Annotated in this window: 28 protein-coding genes; 23 read left to right on the forward strand and 5 right to left on the reverse strand. The window is 50.1% G+C overall.

Annotated elements, in window-relative coordinates:
* Positions 1-124: 124 nt before the first annotated feature.
* On the reverse strand, positions 125-328 hold the full coding sequence (locus WCV85_01870) for a hypothetical protein (protein MFA6473600.1): 204 nt from the start codon (positions 326-328) through the stop codon (positions 125-127).
* A 295-nt stretch (positions 329-623) separates the two neighbouring features.
* On the opposite strand from WCV85_01870, the gene WCV85_01875 reads away from it, so the two are divergent.
* The 6 genes from WCV85_01875 to WCV85_01900 all read left to right on the forward strand — a co-directional run bounded on the left by WCV85_01875 (position 624) and on the right by WCV85_01900 (position 3,501).
* Positions 624-1,109, forward strand: coding sequence for a hydrolase (locus tag WCV85_01875; protein MFA6473601.1), 486 nt, complete (start codon positions 624-626; stop codon positions 1,107-1,109).
* A 6-nt stretch (positions 1,110-1,115) separates the two neighbouring features.
* A complete protein-coding gene (locus WCV85_01880; protein ID MFA6473602.1) occupies positions 1,116-1,301 on the forward strand; it encodes a hypothetical protein in 186 nt (61 codons plus the stop codon).
* A gap of 15 nt (positions 1,302-1,316) precedes the next feature.
* Positions 1,317-1,730, forward strand: a complete 414-nt coding sequence (locus tag WCV85_01885; GenBank protein ID MFA6473603.1) for a hypothetical protein — start codon at positions 1,317-1,319, stop codon at positions 1,728-1,730.
* Positions 1,731-1,793: 63 nt separating this feature from the next.
* Complete coding sequence (locus tag WCV85_01890) at positions 1,794-2,414, forward strand: hypothetical protein (protein ID MFA6473604.1); 621 nt, start codon at positions 1,794-1,796, stop codon at positions 2,412-2,414.
* 134 nt (positions 2,415-2,548) lie between these two features.
* The gene (locus tag WCV85_01895) at positions 2,549-2,761 is read left to right on the forward strand and encodes a hypothetical protein (protein ID MFA6473605.1); all 213 of its coding nucleotides are present in this window, start codon (positions 2,549-2,551) and stop codon (positions 2,759-2,761) included.
* 74 nt (positions 2,762-2,835) lie between these two features.
* Complete coding sequence (locus WCV85_01900; protein ID MFA6473606.1) at positions 2,836-3,501, forward strand: hypothetical protein; 666 nt, start codon at positions 2,836-2,838, stop codon at positions 3,499-3,501.
* A gap of 154 nt (positions 3,502-3,655) precedes the next feature.
* On the opposite strand, the gene WCV85_01905 is transcribed toward WCV85_01900, so the two are convergent.
* Positions 3,656-4,072 (reverse strand): hypothetical protein, encoded by a 417-nt coding sequence (locus WCV85_01905; GenBank protein ID MFA6473607.1) that lies wholly within the window; start codon positions 4,070-4,072, stop codon positions 3,656-3,658.
* A gap of 211 nt (positions 4,073-4,283) precedes the next feature.
* Positions 4,284-4,616, reverse strand: a complete 333-nt coding sequence (locus WCV85_01910; GenBank protein MFA6473608.1) for a hypothetical protein — start codon at positions 4,614-4,616, stop codon at positions 4,284-4,286.
* 159 nt (positions 4,617-4,775) lie between these two features.
* On the opposite strand from WCV85_01910, the gene WCV85_01915 reads away from it, so the two are divergent.
* A complete protein-coding gene (locus tag WCV85_01915; GenBank protein ID MFA6473609.1) occupies positions 4,776-5,063 on the forward strand; it encodes a GYD domain-containing protein in 288 nt (95 codons plus the stop codon).
* Between the two features lie 164 nt (positions 5,064-5,227).
* Here the strand turns inward: WCV85_01915 and WCV85_01920 are convergent, their stop codons facing one another.
* Positions 5,228-5,449, reverse strand: a complete 222-nt coding sequence (locus tag WCV85_01920; GenBank protein ID MFA6473610.1) for a hypothetical protein — start codon at positions 5,447-5,449, stop codon at positions 5,228-5,230.
* 210 nt (positions 5,450-5,659) lie between these two features.
* Positions 5,660-5,950 carry a hypothetical protein gene (locus tag WCV85_01925; GenBank protein ID MFA6473611.1) on the reverse strand — a complete coding sequence of 97 codons (291 nt, stop codon included), beginning with the start codon at positions 5,948-5,950 and terminating at the stop codon, positions 5,660-5,662.
* Positions 5,951-6,247: 297 nt separating this feature from the next.
* Between WCV85_01925 and WCV85_01930 the strand changes: the two genes are divergently transcribed.
* From WCV85_01930 to secE, 16 genes are all read left to right on the forward strand, one after another.
* Entirely contained in the window at positions 6,248-6,454 is a 207-nt protein-coding gene (locus WCV85_01930; protein ID MFA6473612.1) for a hypothetical protein, read from the forward strand.
* A complete protein-coding gene (locus tag WCV85_01935) occupies positions 6,451-7,131 on the forward strand; it encodes a Fic family protein (GenBank protein ID MFA6473613.1) in 681 nt (226 codons plus the stop codon). Before WCV85_01930 ends, WCV85_01935 begins: the two co-directional genes overlap by 4 nt.
* Before the next feature lie 62 nt (positions 7,132-7,193).
* Positions 7,194-10,211, forward strand: coding sequence for a UvrD-helicase domain-containing protein (locus WCV85_01940; protein ID MFA6473614.1), 3,018 nt, complete (start codon positions 7,194-7,196; stop codon positions 10,209-10,211).
* Positions 10,212-10,589: 378 nt separating this feature from the next.
* Positions 10,590-11,426, forward strand: coding sequence for a hypothetical protein (locus WCV85_01945; protein ID MFA6473615.1), 837 nt, complete (start codon positions 10,590-10,592; stop codon positions 11,424-11,426).
* A 79-nt stretch (positions 11,427-11,505) separates the two neighbouring features.
* Positions 11,506-11,853, forward strand: a complete 348-nt coding sequence (locus WCV85_01950; protein MFA6473616.1) for a hypothetical protein — start codon at positions 11,506-11,508, stop codon at positions 11,851-11,853.
* A gap of 102 nt (positions 11,854-11,955) precedes the next feature.
* Positions 11,956-12,255, forward strand: a complete 300-nt coding sequence (locus WCV85_01955; GenBank protein MFA6473617.1) for a DciA family protein — start codon at positions 11,956-11,958, stop codon at positions 12,253-12,255.
* 57 nt (positions 12,256-12,312) lie between these two features.
* On the forward strand, positions 12,313-12,708 hold the full coding sequence (locus WCV85_01960; GenBank protein MFA6473618.1) for a hypothetical protein: 396 nt from the start codon (positions 12,313-12,315) through the stop codon (positions 12,706-12,708).
* Positions 12,705-13,727 (forward strand): phenylalanine--tRNA ligase subunit alpha, encoded by a 1,023-nt coding sequence (gene pheS / locus WCV85_01965; protein MFA6473619.1) that lies wholly within the window; start codon positions 12,705-12,707, stop codon positions 13,725-13,727. Before WCV85_01960 ends, pheS begins: the two co-directional genes overlap by 4 nt.
* A gap of 11 nt (positions 13,728-13,738) precedes the next feature.
* The gene (locus tag WCV85_01970; GenBank protein MFA6473620.1) at positions 13,739-14,161 is read left to right on the forward strand and encodes a hypothetical protein; all 423 of its coding nucleotides are present in this window, start codon (positions 13,739-13,741) and stop codon (positions 14,159-14,161) included.
* A gap of 6 nt (positions 14,162-14,167) precedes the next feature.
* Positions 14,168-16,486, forward strand: coding sequence for a phenylalanine--tRNA ligase subunit beta (pheT, locus tag WCV85_01975; GenBank protein MFA6473621.1), 2,319 nt, complete (start codon positions 14,168-14,170; stop codon positions 16,484-16,486).
* A gap of 96 nt (positions 16,487-16,582) precedes the next feature.
* On the forward strand, positions 16,583-16,939 hold the full coding sequence (locus tag WCV85_01980) for a DUF5362 family protein (protein MFA6473622.1): 357 nt from the start codon (positions 16,583-16,585) through the stop codon (positions 16,937-16,939).
* A gap of 42 nt (positions 16,940-16,981) precedes the next feature.
* The gene (gene gyrB / locus WCV85_01985) at positions 16,982-19,009 is read left to right on the forward strand and encodes a DNA topoisomerase (ATP-hydrolyzing) subunit B (GenBank protein MFA6473623.1); all 2,028 of its coding nucleotides are present in this window, start codon (positions 16,982-16,984) and stop codon (positions 19,007-19,009) included.
* A 148-nt stretch (positions 19,010-19,157) separates the two neighbouring features.
* Positions 19,158-19,517 carry a hypothetical protein gene (locus WCV85_01990; GenBank protein ID MFA6473624.1) on the forward strand — a complete coding sequence of 120 codons (360 nt, stop codon included), beginning with the start codon at positions 19,158-19,160 and terminating at the stop codon, positions 19,515-19,517.
* 6 nt (positions 19,518-19,523) lie between these two features.
* The gene (locus WCV85_01995) at positions 19,524-19,775 is read left to right on the forward strand and encodes a hypothetical protein (GenBank protein ID MFA6473625.1); all 252 of its coding nucleotides are present in this window, start codon (positions 19,524-19,526) and stop codon (positions 19,773-19,775) included.
* 86 nt (positions 19,776-19,861) lie between these two features.
* Complete coding sequence (locus WCV85_02000) at positions 19,862-20,656, forward strand: NAD(P)H-hydrate dehydratase (protein ID MFA6473626.1); 795 nt, start codon at positions 19,862-19,864, stop codon at positions 20,654-20,656.
* A 124-nt stretch (positions 20,657-20,780) separates the two neighbouring features.
* A complete protein-coding gene (gene secE, locus WCV85_02005; GenBank protein MFA6473627.1) occupies positions 20,781-20,966 on the forward strand; it encodes a preprotein translocase subunit SecE in 186 nt (61 codons plus the stop codon).
* Positions 20,967-20,969: the final 3 nt, after the last annotated feature.

Here is a 20,969-nt window from a genome sequence, read left to right on the forward strand (position 1 = left end):
ACTTGTAGTTCAGAAACCCCAGCACGCACATGCTGGGGTTTTTCCTGAGAATCTAACTTTTTGTAGACAAAAGGGCGCTTGGAAAAGCGCCCTAAAAAAATGTGATAAAAACGAAATGGGAATGTTACTGTTTTTTGATAGTTTCTTCCGCTCGTTGCACTCCATACACAAAAATGGCAATGAGCGAAACGAACTCGATCAATACAAGTCCCGGAAACAAAACTTTATGAACGAGTGGCGTGTCTATTTGTGTTCTTATGCACAAACTAACAATCCCAACAATAGCCCATGCGGCTACAAAAAGCATAATCTTCATTTTCTTTTTCACTAGAACCTCCGAGTATCATTTGTAATGTACTTTTCCAATTTGTATACCTAGTATAACAAAAAGAGCGTCAACGTAAACATTTGCGGTTTTGATTGCATCTTGGAAAAGCTAGGTACACTGGGTGACTACTCTGTAGTTACCTTTTTGACCCCCCCTTACTCCCTGGAGTGTCTTGTAGGTCCCGTTTCCCTAACGGCGCTTTATCCCCCCACATAGCCAAAGCGCTATACTTATTCTATAAACACGTACTATAATAGAGGAGTTCAGTCCGTCTTTCCCCCTTTTGACCAACCGTATGGAAACCTACGACCCCAAGAAAGAGTGCTGCCCCAAGTTTGACCCCACACCCTGGGACGGCAAGAAATTTGCGTGGCAGAACAAGAAATTTATCAAGGGCAAAGTGTTCACTATTTTCCATATGCCCCTAAATTTTGGCAGCACCATGAAGCAGTTAACGACGAGGGTGGAAAAGGCCGGGGCGCAGATGCCAGACATGCTGACACTTTCCGATCACACGTCCAAGTGGAACATGGATTTGTACTTAGCCGTGGACAAGGAAATTGTGGGTGCGAACAATGTGACCCTTAGTGGGACGTTCCTGAGTAAGGTCTACGAAGGAAAATTTCAGGATACTCGGAAGTGGTGCCAAGACTTCACCACCTATGCAAAACAGCAGGGGTATGCTGAAATAGAGAAGCAGTATATGTGGTACACCACCTGTCCCAAGTGCGCCAAGAAGTACGGGAAAAACTACGTGGTCATTATCGCTCAAGTAACCTAAAAGCCTATGTTTGACCTCCACGTCAGCAAACGCACCAGTGAAGCCTTCTACGGTTTGGGTTTCGTGGGCGCGGTCATCTACTTCATCTCCACGGCCACGGGCTTCTGGGACGGCGTGCTGGGTGTGCTCCAAGCGATTGTCTGGCCTGTGTTCTTTGTCTACGAAGCGTTGCAATTTTTTTACAGTCGATAGTTTTTGTCTTCCTACATGCAGGATATCAATTCAAACGTTGTTAAGAAAAGCAGTATTGTAAAGCGGGTTGGTATTGTATTTGCAATATTCATAATTCTTGTTGGCGTCGTAGCTTTTGTTATTATCCCATTTGTACAGACTGATAGTAAAGAAGGTGTAGGTATTTGGGGCGATGCGCCAGTCATTGGATGGGCAGTGCAAATTGCTTATAAAATAAAATGCGAACGCGATGGTGGAGAAGTTTTTGAAATAGCTGAAAAGAATTATTGCGGAATTGGCAAAACGCAGGATGCTTATAAAAAGTGTTCTTCATCAACTGAATGTGAAATATTTTGCGGGTTTGAAGGCGGTTTTATAACCCATGATGCAGCGTTCTGTGTGCCGTACCAAAAAGGTTGGGTTGGTGTGAAATATGAAGATTATTTGTAGCGTCATTAACAGTATCCGTTCGATTTAAGTATCTTTCTTCAGTTTTTTTAACCCCGTATACCTATGGAAACGAAAATGATAACCACCGGCGCGGCCTTCCGCTACGGCTGGGAAACGCTCAAGAAGGATTTCTGGTACTTCATTGGGATCTCCGTGTTGTACGGAGTCATCACCAATATTCCAAATTCTAAAGGGACCAGAAGTGGTTTTAGCATCCTCGGCATTTTCATCAGCGCTTGGCTTATGGGCGGCCTGTACCGCCTGTTGCTTGACTACAAAGACGGCAAGAAGCAAGAGTTTAGCGTTCTGTTCACTCAGTTGAAGCACTACTGGCGGATTTTGGGCGGTTCAATTTTGGTGGGGCTCATTGTCATTGGTGGGCTCATCCTCCTGATTGTGCCCGGCATCATCTGGGGTTTGCGCTACATGTTCACCATCATGCTCATCGTGGACAAAAACATGGATGTTGGAACGGCCATGCACGCCAGTGCGGAAATGACCCGGGGGATTAAAGGCAAACTCTTCGTCTTCGCTTTGGCCTGCCTTGGCACCATGGTCCTGGGTGTCATCTGCTTGGGTGTGGGTGTGTTTGTGGCCATGCCCGTGGTGTGGTTGGCTTTCGTCTACCTGTACCGCAGTCTGCCAAACACCAACGCGGTGCAAGTCCAAGAGCCAACAGTTTAAATTTTTAACGATTCGCAAAACCCGCAGCAGTGCGGGTTTTTGCTTTGTAGCGAGTAGAAGCCGTGGTGCCACTATTGACACATTCTCGATTGTGTGTAGAATTGGTATCAACAAAACATTTGGAGGAAAAAAGAATGTTAAATCGGATCATTTTCATCATCATTGTTACAGCTCTTGCGCTCATTCCCACCTGGTTCTTTCTCCTCTTGCGGAGCATCGCCAATCCTACAGGATTCTGGCAGAACATCGTCACGTTTGGAGTAGGCATCTGGTTACTTGGAGGATTGCAGCTCATCTTCCTTGTTGTAGGGGTATTTGTCCTCTTCGCTGGGCTGTCCAAAAACTAATCTCAACGTAGACCGGCAGAAATGTCGGTCTTTTCTTATTTTTGCATTTTCACCAGGGAGCGTACACTGGCTGCATGACCCAGCGCAGAATACATCAAGACGAGTGCCCGTACTTCGTCACCTTCAACACGCGGGGAGGGGAGCCGGTGTTTGAAGATGTGCGATTTGCAAAGTTACTCCAGGAGGAAATGTTTACCTCGGCCAGGTTGAAGGGTTTTGATATCTTGGCATACCAAATAATACCAAACCACGTTCACCTTTTAACCGGCACGCGCACGTTGGAGGAGGATGGTAAAAATATTGTTGGTGGTGATGCACCCACCTCCGAGGTTGATCCCGTCCCCGTCGAGCGCACGCTTGAGAGCATGCGCTCGGGGGAATTTAAAAGGATTGATAATAATAATTTCCCCGAACCCACTCCGATTCACGAACGCGCCTCCCTTGAACGCGCCTCCCCCGAGCGTACCTTCTCTAAGGTGCGCTCGTCCCCGGCGCGTACACCCAAGCCATTCACCATCTCCGACCTTATACAATCCATCAAAGGGAATTTCTCATACAAGCACAAACTTGGAGCAATTTGGCAACGCCGGTTCTACACTAAAATCGTTAATACCCCGGAGTATTTGGAAACCGTGGTGGAGTACATCCGCTACAATCCCACCAAAGACGGTTTACCCAAACGTTTCACCCAACCGCCGTACCAATATTTTGATTGGGGGAAGATTCGGAAGTTGTTTTAAGTCCATTTAATGCATAACAAGCGCAAGTTTGGTCATAACAGTGTAAACGGTGAAAATAATTCCTCGAGCGTACCTTCTCTAAGGTGCGCTCACCCAAGTTTATATTATTCATTGTTAATGAAAAATGCTCTCCCCGAAGAGAGAGCATTACTTTTTAGAGCATTTTCATTACCGCTTGAATTGCGTACTCAATGAATTCTGGTTTTGGGTTACCACTGGTATAGATTGCTGCAGAACGGTCACACTGGCTGCCGTCGATATTATCCCAATCTTGTGACCACGGCATGAGGACAAGAACCGTGCGTTTCCAGAACAAGATGCCGGTTTCAAACCAAAAGGTTGCAAACCAGTAGTAACCGTCACTTGTGGTTAGTCCAAGGGGAATATCCATGATCGTACTCGCAGTTCCCCTGTAATGTGGGAGCCGCTTGCAGCGGATACGGAGGTCATCCTGGTTTAGTAGTGCGCGATTTGGGTCAGCCAGTTTCTCGTTAAACTTTTCAATGATCGGCGGGAAAAATGGACCATCGAATTTTTGCAGTTTTGCTTTAGCGTGCCTTCTTTTACTCATATTTACTCCTTTGTGTGTATTTTTAATAGCCAATCGTAAATCAGAACTTGCTTTTTGTCAAGCCGCGCGCCAGATCAATAGTTTGGCCACCATGCAGTAGCCCTTTGCAACAAAGTAAACCCCGAGCATCTTGCCCGGGGTTTTTGTATGCATCGGAAGCAATTTAGAAATAAAAAAGCGCTGGTAACAGCGCTTTAGGTTTTGTCGTACTTCATTTGCTTGTAGATCGAAGCATGGTAACGAACATGAGTCGTTCATCTGCCACCCCGCCGTAGTGTTCCGCGACGAGCGCCCTGAGCTTTTCTCGTTGGTAAGTTGTGGGCAGATGCTGCACGGCAATGGACCGCAGGTGACAGCTCAAGCAAACGTGGATGTACACATTACCGCACGTCTGTAGCTCTTCGGGCAGCTCCTCTTTGAGGAATGCGCGGGTGGAGTCGCTGCTCCCTTTGTGGTTGCAAAACGGGCAACCGGATGTGTTGAGGGTCTTCCCAGTGACGATTTTTGTACTTCCGGGGGCGAAACGTATGTTATGAATATCCATCGTACCTCCAAACTGGTATGTTTTGTGTTTACGCCATCTTAGTCTGCCGGCACTCTACTGTCAAACCTAAGCTCAAGCCAGCAAGTGAAAGGGGATTGACAGTTTTTCTTTTTTTTCGTAAGGTAGACACACAAAAAAATACAAAGAGAAGGAGGAAAAATGGCAACGTACATTTTGCTTACAAATTTAGGCATTGAGGCGTGTGGATCAAACGAGCAAATGAAAAGCACTTTGCATTTGGTAGAGAAACGTCTGAAGGAAGAATGCCGAGGTGTCACTTTTGTTGAAGGCTATGGTTGCATGGGGACATATGACCTCGTCTATATTCTTGAGAGTGAGGAACCTCAAACGATTGAAAAAGTAGTTCCGATTTTACGGGAATTAGGCCACTCCACAATTCAGACCATGTTAGCTACGCCATTCGAGCAATTTATCAAGGCGTTATAGGTCCTTTATAAAAATCCACCTCCATATCGGACGGTGGATTTTCTTATACCCCATACACTTTTTTTACCTACCAGACTGGGTAAAAGTCTTTTTTAGCTGCGCTAAAGAATTTTGATTTACAAAAAGAGCCACCAATGTTGGTAGCTCGAGAAATTTTTGGTTGTTTAGAGTACCTGTAGTGCATGTAAGCCGGCGAGGATGAGGAGGATAAGTGATATGGCGACTATAGCGCCTGATACCGCCATACACACTTCAATGAACCGCATCTCCTTACGTGTGCCTCCTAGCATGACCAAGAAACCAGGAAACATAATTGCAAAGAAACTCAGAACACCAATGATTAGTGTGAGTATCCACACCCACCAATGCGCAACAATAAATTCCATTTTCCCTCCAAATTTCTTAGGATCAATTTTGGCTTCACCTTAGGCAGGGCAGGAGAGATTGTCAATGGCTGGTGCCCTACATTTTTCCAGGTTGCTAGAATACCCCCATGCCCCTCCTGGAAACCCTGAACCAACCAAGGTTTAGGATTTAGATGAAAAGTTAACCCCACACAAGTACTGTGCGGGGTTAAGGTACTGACAGGAATGCATTTACTTTGTTCCGAAGTACACACTGTTGTAGTTCGGGGACAAGTCGGCGTTCAGGCCTGGAACGAATTTTTCCCCTCCATTCAGGCCGGTATGGAAGAAGCGGAAGCCGTTTGCTTCATCGGTAACGGTGAGTTCGCCTGCCACCGGGGAGATAATGGCGGTTTTGCCCGTGGAAAATCTTCCTCTACTGTCACGCTTCTGCGTGAAGTGGTGTTTTCCAAGTTCCACGAGTTCACAATGAAGTGGGCACTGTTGCGCGATTTTGGACCAGGACATGAAATTACAATCCATTTTAAACCTCCAGTTTGTTTTACCTTTTTGCAATGGCTTAATGTAGCACATTTCTGTTTCTTGTCAAGTCTTGGCTCTTGTATGCGGAACCTCCTACAATACCCCCATGCCCCTTCTGCCAACTCTCAACCCTGCCCAAAAGCAAGCGATAACCCACACGGCTGGGCCGCATTTGATTGTGGCTGGCGCGGGGTGCTCAGTTGGTAATGAGGAGGTTTACCTGGTTTGCATTTGACATTATTTTGTAGGTGTGGCAAAGTCTTAGGTCTTCATGTATACTCAAGTACATATTAAGAAATGAGCAAAAATATGGAAAAGGGAACGGAGAAACAATTATTTACGGCTATTAAAATAGCCCGTAAGCAACTTTCTGAACTTAGTGTACATCAACGATCAACTCTAGAAAAAACTTGGGATATTGAGCATGCATATTATTCAAGCACGCTTGAAGGAAGTAAGCTGGATCGATCAGAGTTCAATCGGCTTGGTGAAGAGGTTCAATGATGGTAAGTTCTGATTTTCGTCGTCCACTAGACGAGGAAGAACTTCAAAAACGATCAGCGCTTGGAGTAATCCGAGCGTCACGTTTTATTAGAAAATTTGCTCACCAGCATCAACCGATAAACGTTGATGTATTTTGTGAAATACACAAGAAAATTTTTTTTGATGTGTGGCCTGAAATAGCGGGAACATACAGGCGTGAAAATTTAGAAATCACAGATTCTAAGCTTGTGCTACCCCATTATTCAGAAGTTCCTCAATTAATGCACAAAATGAACGAAGACCTAAAGGACAAATTATCCTCCTTAGGCCAGGTTGAAGGAATTATAAATACCTCTAAAACACATACTGAAGATGAGGAAAAAATAATTGAAGCAACCGAACATGTTATTGGAGTTGCAGCTTGGGCGCATCATCGTATTACCTATATTCACCCTTTCCGAGAGGGGAATGGTAGAACAGGAAGGTTAGCCGCAAATTTGATTCTAGAAAGGTATGGGCTGGTTGGTATTTCGGTAAAGGTTGAAAAGGAAAACAAAAATCGATATCGGAAAGCTTTAGCACAGATTGATGCGGAAAGTGATTATGAACCTTTGATAAGTATTATTTATGAAGGCTTGATTGACCGATATCAAGGGGTGAGTATTAAGTACTATGAGTATAAGGGAAAGACTCGGTAAACGGATTTTTTAAGACAGAAATAGAATTAGTACATCTGTGAGCAGATTGGTAGACTAGCATTATGCCCCTGTTGCCAACCCTGAACCCTGCCCAAAAGCAAGCGATAACCCACACGGCTGGGCCGCTTTTGATTGTGGCAGGCGCGGGCACGGGCAAGACGACGGTGGTGACCCAGCGCATTGCCTGGCTCATTACCGAGCAGAAGGTCAAGCCGGACCACATTCTGGCCCTCACCTTCACGGACAAGGCGGCTGGGGAAATGGAGGAGCGGGTGGACAAGCTGCTGCCCATGGGCTACGTGGATTTGTGGGTGAGCACGTTCCACAGCTATTGCGAGCGGGTGCTGCGGGACCACGCCTTGGATATTGGTCTGAGCCCGGACTTCACTTTGCTGGATGAAACTGACCAAGCGATTCTGATGCGGGAGAATTTGGAGAAGTTTGAACTCAACTACTACCGACCGCTGGGCAATCCCACCAAATTTGTGACGAGTTTGATTTCCCATTTTTCACGGTGCAAGGATGAAGCTATTCGACCTGAGGAATACTTGAAGTTTGCGGAGAAGGTGAAACTTGATTTGGATCAGGTGCATGGCCGCAAAAAGAAATCAGAGGATGATGCCGCGCAGATAGTAGAAGCGGAGAGGATAAACGAAGTAGCAAATGCGTATCATACATATCAACAGTTATTGTTTGAAAAAAGCTGCTTGGATTTTGGTGACCTTATCACACAGACGCTGTATCTGTTCCAGCAGCGGCCAAAGATTTTGCAGCGGTACCAGGAGCAGTTCCAGTACGTGCTGGTGGATGAATTCCAAGACACCAACTGGGCGCAGTACGAGCTGGTGAAGATGCTGGCCGCGCCCAAGAACAATTTGACCGTGGTGGGGGATGATGACCAGAGCATTTACAAATTCCGTGGCGCCAGCGTGGCCAACATTCTGGCGTTCAAGAAAGACTACCCCAAGGCAAAGGAAGTGGTGCTGACTGAAAATTACCGCAGCACGCAGAACATTCTGGATTTGGCGTATAAATTTATCCAGCACAATAATCCGAATCGATTGGAAGTACAGATGCAGAGCCGTAAAGCCGTAAGCCGTAGAGCTGTAAGTTCTGAGGGGAAGAAGGGACAGGGGATAAGTAAAAAACTCGTCGCACAGTCAGAAGACACTGGCGAAATTGGGGTGTGGCAAATGCCGACGTTGGAGCAGGAGGCGAGTGCGGTGGTGGAAAAAATAATCGAACTTAAGAAAAAAAATGCTGAGAGCTCGTACAATGATTTTGCCGTGCTGGTGCGCGCCAATGACCATGCCACGCCGTTTCTGCAGCGGCTAAAGGCGGCAAATGTGCCGTTCCAGTTTTTGGCCTCGGCTGGGCTGTACCGCCAACCAATTATTTTGGACATTCTGAATTACCTGAAGCTCTTGGACAACTACCACGAGACTGCGAGCTTGTACCGGATTCTCACCTTGCCCTTGCTAGCCATTCCTTTGCCAGATGTGATGCACATGCTGGCAGTGGCCAAGCGGGAAACCAAGTCCTTGTTCGACATTACTAAGCAAGCGCGGGCGCTCACCAGTTTGCAGCCGGCCACCATTGCATCGGTGGAAATTTTGCACGGGTGGTTGGAAGCGCACAGCCAGCTGGCGCGCACGCAGCCAGTGGGGGAAGTCACCCTGAAGTTCTTGGAAGACTCCGGCATGCTGCAGCAAATTACCGGCACCACGGATGCGGAGCATTTGGAGCAGGTGGGTTTTGTGAACCAGCTCTTCCAAGTGTTCCACAGTTTCCAGAGCCGGCACGCAGACCCTACGGTGGCTAATTTTTTGCGGGAGCTGGCTTTTGCCCAGGATGCTGGCGATGCTGGAACACTCAAGCCCCCGGAATGGGAGCAGGGGCCAGAGGCCGTGAAAGTCATGACTGTGCACGGGGCTAAGGGCTTGGAATTTCCGTACGTGTTCATTGTGAATTTAGTGGACAAGCGTTTCCCAACCGTGGAGCGGCGCGAACCCATTGCCATACCAGATCCGCTGGTGCGAGAAAAAGTACCGGAGGGGGACTGGCATGTGCAGGAAGAGCGCCGGTTGTTTTACGTGGGTATCACCCGGGCCAAGCGCGGCGTCTTCTTCCTGATGGCGGAGGACTACGGCGGCAGTCGAAAGAAAAAGCCTTCGCGTTTCATTCCAGAACTCGGAGTGCAGATTGTGTCGAAGCAGGTCCAAGGCAAACTCACCGAAGCACCCACGCAAGCACCGGGCCGCGTGGATGATGATCACGCCTTGCTGCGCCAGGCCATTCCGGCGGCATTCAGCTTCACACAAATTAAAGCGTTTGAAAATTGCCCTAAGCAGTACAAGTACGCGCACCTGCTGAAAATCCCGGTGCCGGGCCACGCGTCTTTAAGCTTTGGCCAAACCATCCACAACACTTTGCTCAACTTCTTCAAACTGGCGCGGGAGCGGAGCATCACTGGCCAAGCAGATTTGTTTGGGACCAAGCCAACGGTCGCGTCAGACAAGCCAGCTGTGAGTTGGGCTGAGCTGCAAGAGTTGTACAAAGCCGCGTGGATTGACCAGTGGTATGCGAATGTGAAGCAGAAGCAGGAGTACAAGCAGCGCGGCGTGCAGTTTCTCAAAAACTTCTACGACAGTTTGCCCACGCCCTGGCCGCAGCCTGTGGAACTGGAAAAAGGTTTTACCATTGCCATTGGCGGGCACAAACTACGCGGAAAAATTGACCGCATTGACCCAGCCAGTGGGGGCATTGCCATTCTGGATTACAAGACCAGCGAGAAACCGCCAACGGATCCAAGCAAAGCAGACCTGGAGCAGCTTCACCTGTACGCCATTGCCGCGCGGGAAGCCCTGGGCAAAAATCCGGTGAGCTTATCGTACATCTACCTAGCCACGGACAAACCCTACACCTACCCAATTGATGAGGCAGCCATTGCGAAAACTAAGGCCAAGGTGGAGGGGACCATTGCCGCAATCCTGGCTAGTAACTTCAAAGCCACCCCAGCCAAGCACATTTGCGACCACTGTGATTTCCGGAATATTTGCGAGGATCGGTGGCGGGGATGAAGCGGCAATCGGAATAGGTGGTCGCAGCCCGTATCGGTTCACGTTTTCGTAGGACGATATACGATACCTGCCTGCGCGAAGCCGCTTCGGCGAAGGCGGGCGGGTGGCGAAACCGTTCACCGTATGCCGAATTAGTATCAGTAGGGGAGGTGCAGGGTTTGGGTGTGGCGGCGTGTGGGGTTTGAGAGTGTAGATTGAAGTATGGATGGAGGGTTTGGAGGGAGGGTAGTCAAAGAATAATTATGACAAAGTGGGTAGCCCGGGTCCCTTGACCCGGGCAGATATCAGACGAAGGAGCTCTTGTTTGAACCCTACAATAGAGCTACCGTTATATTGGTAATTGACAGCACTGTGCGTTCTTACGCTTAACTGAAAAGTATGGAAAACGAGCGATTTATTCCAGGAGAAGCAAAACCCAGAGATAAAGAGCTACGTGTGCCACTGGAAGACGAGGCTGCACAGTTGCAGGCGGTTGCCGAACGCGTGGGCATGTTACGGAAGTTCCGAGAGAGTAAGTGGGTGAAGCGGCTTATCCTCATTGCCGGCTTGCTTGCAGGTGGCGAAGGTGCACTGGCCAGTAGCACAACTGAGCGTGGGGCTGCCCCGGATACGGCAAAGGTAGAGCAACTGCAGAGTCAGGTGAAGGAATCCATTGCTGAAGCAAAGGAGTCAGTTGCAGTTATTGACCAGTACGTTCGTGCGCATCCAGATCAGAAATTTCAAGCAGAGTATTTAGGTAAAGCATCAGCGGAATTTCGTAAGCAAATTGGAAATGTGGAAGTGACTGTTAACGACTTCTTCACCATGGCGGTAATGGTGGATACCAGTGCTACGGGTGAGATCAAGACGAAGTACGCCTTTGACAAAGGGAGTGATGGCTCACTGGAAAGTGTGGTCATGGTACCCGGGGAGTTATCCAAGGATGATCGTGCGATGGCGGTGTTAGATATCGATGCAGATCCGAATTCCCTAGAGACCAAGGTTGGTATGGCTGATTTGATGTTCGAAGATGAACGGGGTACGCCTTTCAACAATCGTGGCATCTTTGTGGTCAACCCAAATGCTTCTGAAGGGCGACGAGTCTTCGTTGGTTCATACAGGGATGGCAACTCTGGGTACATGGATGATGCCACAGAACTGAAACTGCAGCATTTGTGGGAGGGCATGACACATGCTATTCGTGCGGATATTGAAACAGCTCAGCCTGGAAAATAACCAGAATATATAGCCTGTCATTAAGGAGCAAGTTTATATTTACAACAGTTGTTAGTTTCAATCTTTAACCAACAAGCATATGGGTGGAGAAGGCGAAACAGGGTACGTGCCAGAAAACGAAGACGTAAAAGCAGGTGGGTACATGACGGCGAAACGAGCGGTAGAGCAAATCGTCAACGCGGATCAGAGTATAAATATGAAGCCGTTTCAGTACGACGCAGAGAACGTGCAAGCGCGGTTGATTGAAATGGTGAACCATGACCTTGCAGATAAAGGCCGGGGTGAGCTTGATCAAGACTCGCAGGATGCCATGGGGAATGCAGTCTCTGCTGCACTGGAGGACGGCAAGCTGAATGTGGAAACCTTGCAGGCAAAAGTCGCAGAAGTGGTGAGCGCACACCTGGAAAAAGCTGGGGGAGCGGAGTAAGGACAATTTTGTATATATCAACAAAACCCACCTTTCCAAAGGCGGGTTTTTGGAACTCCTACCGTATCTGTGCTACTGTAGGGATGAAAGGAGGCGGGGCATATGTCTGGTTTTACCCCAATAAAATACACGTTGAATCGCAATATCCAGTCTTCCGGGATGCAAGATCAAGTGGACGCCGCCAGGAGCCTGGAGGTCTTTTCTGAGGTGTTAAAAGACATCATGGGTGAGGATTTTGTGGATAAGGGGAAGGCGCTGTATTTGAAGAACCGGACCCTGACCATCTCCGTTACGTCGGCCGTGTACGGCCAGGAAATTAAACTCCAGGAGAAGAAAATTGTGGACGCCATGAATGCAAAATTGCAGGGTACCTTGGTGGAACGGCTGCGCTTTTTGGCCTAGGAAAAACTGCCAGAATGTGGTATATTTTTAGGGACGAACGTCCCATTTTTTGTATCTATGAGTCTTCAGAAATACTTGCTTTTTTTCTGCTTGGCCACCCTGTTTTCCTGGCTGGCCTGGCTCATCGTCCTCACGCAGCTTAACCCGGATGTAAACCGGAGCATCACGGTCATGGCATTTAGCCTGTCCTTGGGTTTTGCCGTGGCTGGAACCGTGACGCTCTTTGGCTTTGGGGTGCGCGCGTGGTTTGGGAAAAACGTGGTGCTCTTCCGCGCTTTGCAAACCTCGGTGCGGCAGGGTGTCATTGTTGCGGTTTTCGTGGAAGCCCTGCTGGTACTGCAAGCCATGCGCTGGTTTGCCTGGTGGAATGCGGTTCCACTCACCCTGTTTTTCATTCTGCTAGAAGCGTTCTTCCTGGCGCAGGAAAATGCTGGTGAACGGCAAACCCGATGAAAGACCAACTAGAAAAACTGCAAGCAGACATGCTGCAAGCCTTGAGCAAGGCTGCGGACGCAAAAACCGTGGATGCCTTGGAAGTGCAGGCTTTGGGCCGGAAAGGCGCCTTGGCGCAGCTGCTGGCCAAGATTCCTGACCTGCAACCAGAGGAGCGTGCGGGGGTTGGAACCCTCGCTAGTAAGGTGCGCGCTGCACTCACCCAGGCCATCATTGCTGCACGGTCTCGGCTTGCAGCAGTGCAACCCGCGCAAACGCAGTTTGACCCAACCTGGCCCGGGGTCATGCCCAGCATTGGCCATGCGCACCCGGTTGCCGCCTTTGTGGACACCGCGGTGGAGTTTTTCACGCGTCTGGGCTACGACGTGGCCGACGGCCCGGAAGTGGAAACTGCTGCGTACAATTTTGACAAGCTCAACATTCCCGCAGACCACCCCAGCCGGGATTTGTGGGACACGTACTACGTGCAGTCCAAAGGCGCAAACCCGCTTCTGCTCCGCACGCACACGTCGCCGGTGCAGCTGCGGTACCTGGAAAGCCATAAACCTCCTGTGTACGTCATGTGCCCAGGCCGGGTCTACCGCCACGAAGCCACTGACGCCGGGCACGAGACCACCTTCACCCAAATTGAAGGTTTGGCCATTGACCGCAACCTGCACGTGACAGACTTGATTGGTACGCTCACGGCTTTTCTGCGGCACACCTTTGGCAAAGTCAAAACTCGCGTGCGGCCACACTACTACCCCTTCGTGGAACCAGGGATGGACGTGGACATGTCCTGCCTGCTCTGCGGCGGCAAAGGCTGCGCCGTGTGCAAGCAATCTGGCTGGTTGGAAATGCTGGGTGCGGGTATGGTGCATCCTACAGTCCTGCGTATCATGCATGTGGATCCCAAGAAATTCTCCGGCTTCGCCTTTGGCATGGGCGTGGAACGCTTGGTCATGCTCAAGCATGGCATTTCCGATGTCCGCCAGTTCCTCAGCGGTGACCTACGCTTTCTCCAGCAGTTTCACTCTTAAGCACGCACTGTATGCACGATCCAAAAGAATTCACCGCAGAGGAATCCTTGAGCCACGTTGAAGCTATTGAAGAAGCAGAAGAAGAATTACCCCCAGATGAGAAAGATTTGGAGCTTGAAAAGGAAATGGAGCTCACGGGCAAAGAGCAGGAGTGGGAGGAGCATCTCTTGCATGATTTAAAAGACTGGAAAGCTGCACGGTCTTCTCAACCTGTTGAGGCACAAGATGCAATTTTGCACATGAAAGCAAAGTTTGACCGGGATGATATTGTGCTCTACCACGCCTGGCAACAAGTGAAGAAGTCGCCCAGCCCGTACTTCCGGCAGAAATTTGGCAAACTCTTGCGGCATCGTTTGGAAAAATTTGACGATAAGCGAGATTCGAATGAGTACCGCTTGGCAAAGACGCTCCGGGCTATGCAGCCTGAAGAATAATTTTTCATGAAGCTCCCACTTTCCTGGCTCAAAGATTTCGTCTCGGTCCGGCTCTCGGTTGAGAAGCTGGCCGAAGCTTTGACGTTGTCTGGCTCGGAGGTGGAGAAAATTGAGCGCGGGCCAAAGTTGGACGGTGTGGTGGTTGGCCATGTGCTGAAAGTGGAGAAGCACCCAAATGCGGACCGGCTCCGCGTGTGTCAGGTGCAGGTGGACAGCAACGCACCCAAAACTATTGTCTGCGGTGCGCCCAACATTGCTGTGGGGCAGAAGGTACCCGTGGCGCAGCCAGGCACAACCTTGCCCAATGGACTGACTTTGGAAAAAGCCACCATCCGTGGGGTTGCTTCGGAGGGGATGGTATGCGCGGCGGACGAACTAGGTCTGGGTGAAGACCACACTGGTATACTCGTCCTCAACCCAGCGGCGAAGGTTGGTGCCCCAGCTGGCCAGTGGCTGGGGAGTGGGGATACGGTGCTGGATTTGGACATTACTCCCAACCGGGGTGACTGCTTGTCCATTCGCGGTCTGGCACGGGAAGTGGCTGCGCTCACTGGGCAGAAGGTGCACACTCCCGCGGTCACGTTCAAGGAAGGGAAAGGAAAAGCTGACGTGAAAGTGAAAATTGCTGACACCCGTGCCTGCCCAGAGTACATTGTTCGGGTTATTGATGGTGTACAAGTAGGGGAGTCACCAATGAAAATCCAAGACCGTTTACGCGCAGCTGGGCTCCGGCCAGTGAACGCAGTGGTGGATGCTACCAACTACGTGATGTTAGAACTTGGCCAGCCCTTGCACGCTTTTGATGGAAAGCATATCCAATCCATTGCTGTCCGCCGCGCCCAATCCAATGAATCCCTCACCACGCTGGATGGTATTCGGCGTTCGCTGGTGCAAAATGACATAGTCATCACTGATGGGAAAAAGCCCATTGCGCTGGCTGGGGTCATGGGCGCCGCGGAAACCAGCGTGAGTGATACTACTACAAGAATTATTTTGGAATCCGCGCGGTTTGACGCAATCAGCGTCCGGAAAACTGCACAGCGTTTAAGTTTGCGGTCTGATGCGTCCACCCGGTTTGAAAAAGGGATTGACCCCGCTCTGGCCGCGGAAGCCGTGGACCGCGCCGCTGCGTACATTGCAGAATGGTGCGGGGGTACTGTGCTGCGTGGCCGGGTACGCGCTGGGAAAACCAGCCTGGCTCCAAAACGCATTAGCGTTTCACTGGATGCCATAAAAAAACTTTTGGGCGTAACAGTCTCTGCCAGTCAAGCCAAGAAATTGCTGGTCAGCCTCGGCTGCAAAGTTGCGGGCACCACCAAGCTGCTGCAAGTCACGCCGCCAACGTGGCGTTTGGATCTAGTCATCCCTGAGGATGTGATTGAAGAAATTGGTCGGTTGCTTGATTACAATACGTTTACCCCATCTTTACCCGTGATGCAGCAGCGCACGCCCACCTTCCCGCCTGAGTACCAGCTGGTGCGCGCAACCCGGCGGCGATTGGTTGCGGCCGGTTGCACCGAAGTTTCCACCTACAGTTTCTACGGCCAGCACTTGGCCCAAGCCTTTGCCTTGGCTGATGAGCCGCACATGGCCGTGGCCAACCCACTGAATCCAGACCAAGCCTTACTCCGCCGTTCGCTCATGCCTTTGCTGCTCAGCGTTGCTGGGAAGCAGAGTGCAGACCGCGGCCAGCTCAGCATCTTTGACGTTGGCCGGGTGTTCTGGCCAACCTCCAGCAACCGGCCGCCAGAAGAGCGGCGCATGCTGGGCATGGTCGTTGTCGATCAAAAAGCCGACGCGTTCTTGCGGGTCAAAGGTTTAGTTGCGGATTTGTGCCACGCCATTGGTTTGCCAGATGTTCGCATCCACGCTTCCACCAATCGCTCCGCACGTATCCTGGCCGGGGCAGAACCCATTGGCATCATTGGCTGGGTGGGGGAGAAGTACGCCGCGGCAGCCAAACTGAAGCGACCCGCAGCGTTCTGCGAAATTGACCTGAGTTTGGTTGCAACCTTGCCCACGAATGGCCTGAAGGTGAAACCTGTCCCGCTGTACCCATCGGTCGAGCGGGACATTGCCTTGGTCTTGCCGGCAGGCAAGCTGGTCTCGCACGTTGACCTGGCCAGAACCATCCGCGCCGTGGACCCGCTCATCCTCTCGGTCAAGGGTTTTGACCGCTTCACCTTGCCGGATCAGCGCCTGAGCGTCGCCCTCCATATCACCTTCCAATCACCCGGAAAAAGCTTGACCGGACATGAAGTGCAGGCTATTCTGGACACAGTAACCCGCGCCGTTCGGGACGCATTTGGTGCTGAACTTCGGTAGTTACGAATTACGAAAATGGATACGAATGTACGAATTACGAATACCGTTGCGCCCCTCTCCCGCAAGGGGGAGAGGAGGCAATAAGCTTATAAATATATGAAGAAATGCCCATACTGTAAGGAAGACATTCAAGATGATGCCATCAAGTGTAAGCATTGCGGTAGCATGTTTAAAATTGATGCAGAGAAAGCTTCTATTTCTACCAAAGAAGTTCCAAATTGTGGTCTATGTGGTAGTGTGATGAAGAAGTCCAAAGAGGCAAAATCTGGTGGTATGGGCTGTCTTCTGCTTATTATTGGTGTGCTACTTTGTCTGACGTTATACGGTGCCATTATTGGTATCCCACTAATTATCTATGCCCTCCATCTTGGAAGTAAGCGACGTGGTTTGTGGGTCTGCACAAAATGCGGGCACCAGGTTGAACGTAAGATTAAATGGAACGAGTGGGGGTAGAGTAGTGTCATTTTATAACTTTCTTTCCGCTTTATAAATAGTATGCCCAAGAAGTCCGCAAGTAGCGAATACTCCGCCAAGCAAATCACCGTCCTGGAAGGTTTGGATCCGGTGCGCAAGCGCCCGGGCATGTACATTGGCAACACTGCTTTTGAGGGTCTGCACCACCTGATTTGGGAAGTGGTGGACAACTGTTTGGACGAAGCCATGGCCGGCCACGCCAAGCACGTCAACATCATCCTCCTGCCCGATCACACCATGAGTGTGGAAGATGATGGTCGTGGCATTCCCGTGGACATTCACAAGCAAACCAAGAAGTCTGCGTTGGAAACCGTGCTCACCGTGCTGCACGCCGGTGGGAAATTTGGTGAAGGCGGGTACAAAATTTCCGGTGGTTTGCACGGCGTGGGCGTGTCCGTGGTCAACGCACTGTCTACGTACCTGAAAGCGGAAGTGAAGCGCGACGGCAAACTTTGGATGCAGGAATATGCTCGGGGGAAGCCAAAGGCCAAAGCGAAACCAGTTGGCAAAGCCCGCGGCACTGGAACGATTATTACTTTCCAGCCGGATGCGGAAATTTTTAGCACCCTGGATTTCAACTTGCAGTACATGAAAGACCACCTGCGCCAGCAAGCCTACCTTACCAAGGGCGTAAACATCACCATCCGGGATGAACGAGAGAAGCCAGCGAAAGGTACGGCTGTACCGTCCTACACCTTCTACTTTGAAGGTGGTGTGGCCAGCTACGTGAAGCACCTGAACCGGAATAAGGAAGTGAAGCACCCAACCGTTTTCTACGTTGATAAAGAATCAGGCGGGATTCAGGTTGAAGTGGGTATGCAGTACTCCGACGACTACAAGGAAACCGTGAATACCTTTGCGAACAACATTCACACCACGGAAGGCGGCATGCACCTGGTGGGTTTCCGCGGCGCGCTCACGCGTCAGTTGAATGCCTACGCTCGCAAGCAGACGTACCTGAAAGAAAAGGACGATAACCTATCGGGTGACGACGTGCGCGAAGGCTGCACCGCCGTCATCTCCGTCAAAATACGGGAGCCGCAGTTTGAAGGCCAGACCAAGGCCAAGCTGGGGAATGCGGAGGTCAAACCAGCTGTGGAAAGCGTAATGGCCGATGCCTTGGAAATTTTCCTGGAAGAACACCCCCGGGATGCAGAGGCGATTATTGGTAAGTGCGTGCTGGCGCAGCGTGCGCGGGTGGCTGCCCGGGCAGCGCGGGACACGGTGCTCCGCAAAGGTGCGTTGGACGGCTTTGCCTTGCCCGGCAAACTGGCTGACTGCTCCAGCAAGGACCCCAAAGATTCTGAGCTCTACCTGGTGGAGGGTGATTCCGCCGGTGGCAGCGCCAAGCAAGGTCGGGACCGAGCGTTCCAGGCCATTCTGCCCTTGCGTGGGAAAATTCTCAACGTGGAGCGCGCGCGCTTGGACAAAATGCTGGCGAACAATGAAATTAAGTCGCTCATCATTGCCATGGGCACGAACATTGGCGAGCAGTTCCGCATTGAAGAGCTGCGCTACGATCGCATCATCATCATGACTGACGCCGACGTGGACGGTGCGCACATTCGCACCTTGCTCCTCACCCTGTTCTACCGGTACTTTCCGCTGCTCATTGCGGGTGGCCACCTGTACATTGCCCAGCCGCCGCTCTTCCGCGTGCAAAAAGGGAAAGACTTCCGCTACGTGTACAACGAGGAAGAGCTAGACAAAGTGAAAGCAGAATTTGAGAAAAAGGCTGAGGAGAAATCAGCAAAGAAAGGCAAGAAGGTGGAAGCTGCGCCAGTTGCCGTGGGAGAAGATGGAACTGAACCCGTAGAGGTTACTTCCAGCGGGCTCAACATCCAGCGCTACAAAGGTTTGGGGGAAATGAACCCAGGCCAGCTATGGGAAACCACCATGGATCCGGCCCGTCGCGTCATGCTCCAAGTGACAATGGACGATGCAGAAGCTGCGGATCAAACCTTCGACATGCTCATGGGCAATGAAGTTGCCCCACGCAAGCGCTTCATCCAGACGCACGCGAAGAGTGTGCAGAATTTGGACATATAGTTACGTTCTGAGCTTGTGTGAGAGATGAGATATTAAGTTCTGTACAAGTTAGTATTTTTGTTAGTTAGATATTGACATCTTGAAATGGAATCTATACTATGAGATACTCTCCATAAGGAATGAGAATAGTCGAAAGAAGGATAATTTTATGAATATTTTTAGCTTATTCAAGCCTAAAAAACTCGATCAAGAAGCTTTTGAGGCCTATTGGCATAGGCTTCCAAATAATCTTGCGATTCAGTGGTTTCGAGATGGTAAATATATTGTTGGCAACATTCAAGCCGAAGGAGAGGTATTTATGACCCAGGGACGTACTGCTGATGAATTCATTGATATGGTCAATGAAACTGTTTACGCTGTTTACAATATTCCCAAAGAATATTTTAGTCTTTTGAAACTTTCTAAAGAGTTTAAACCAGTACCGGAGGAGTATGCAAAATTACATAATGCTAGCATTCATGAATCTTCACTTTCTTTGAAGAAATCGATCAAACCCCAACTAGCATGATAAGGTATGGGGACGTATGCAAATGTGAAATATAGGAAGCTTGCAGGTGGACTACTTCGGTGGCTTGCAAGTAAAGAAAATGTAGAAGTGCTCACTGGCGGGAAACATGTTATTGTAGTTCGGCATGCATTTGCGGAACGGCCTTTCCCTATACCGAAGCTAGGTAATGAAGTAAATAAGCACATTATTGCAAGTTTCCAAAAGTGGTTAGAAAAACTTGGAGTCTGTTCGAAAGAAGAGTTTGACGAAAGATTGTGAATAAAAAAACACCACTTGAAGACAGTACATCAAGAGGTATTTTTCGTCGTGATTCACTAAGAGTATACACCATAAAACAGTTATAGATGACTTATTCCACTGTACTGGATATACGCGCTCTCCGGACGCCCGCCCCTCGTTCCCACAAGTGGCAGAACGGGGCGGTCTTGGTGATTGGTGGGTCTCACCGGTACCACGGTGCGCTCATGCTGGCGGCGCAGACGGCTAGTGCGTTTGTGGACATGGTGCACGTTGCTTCACCAGAGGACTATGGTTACTTGCTGCCCAAACTCCGCAAGCAGAGTATGACCTTCATTCCGGTGTTCCGGAAAGAGCTGGGGACGTACATTGGGCATGTGGACGTAGTACTCATGGGTCCGGGCTTGGAAGTGAACCCAGTAAATCGTACATTGGTTAACCAACTCCTGCGGAAGTATCCTGAGAAACGCTTTGTGCTGGATGCTGGAGCATTCCGCATGGCAAATCTCAAGTACATTGGACCGCACTGCATATGCACACCCAACGCGCGGGAGTTCATAGATGTGTTTGACCTACAGCCAACCGCTACCAATGTGCGCCGGGTTGCAAAAACCTACCAGACCAATATCCTGGCCAAGAGTGCAGTGAGCTTTATTTCTACACCCACAAAGTTTGCCGAGAATCACGCAGGTCATCCAGGTCTGACCAAAGGCGGGACAGGGGATATTCTGGCTGCCCTGGTCACCTCGTTCTACACCAAGAATGATGCCTTCCTAAGCATGAAAGCCGCTTCTTTCCTTCTGGGCACAACAGCTGAGCAGCTAGCCAAAAAGCGTTCGTATGCGTACTCGGCTGAGGATTTACTGAAAGCCGTACCCGAAGTGTTTGGACAGCTCCGGTAGAATCCTGGATTTGACAGGGTAGTTTGAAGGTTGTATAGTCACCCCATCACGTCCCGCCCGGGCCGATTTTAGAAATCGAGAATGCTGGGTGTGTGGACGACATCGCATTTTTCCTAAGGATTCTATGGCATTTTTGCCAAAATACTTCCGTGAGAGCTACGAGGAACTGAAGAAGGTTTCTTGGCCTTCACGTAAGCAAACCATCAACGACACCCTCTTGGTCATCGCCGTTTCTGTGGGCGTTGCAGCTTTCCTGGGCGCTCTGGATATTGGTCTTACCTCCGCTCTCAACAAGCTCGTTATCCGATAAGTG

Source organism: Patescibacteria group bacterium, from assembly GCA_041665345.1.
Lineage (GTDB): Bacteria > Patescibacteriota > Patescibacteriia > PEXW01 > PEXW01 > JBAYJA01.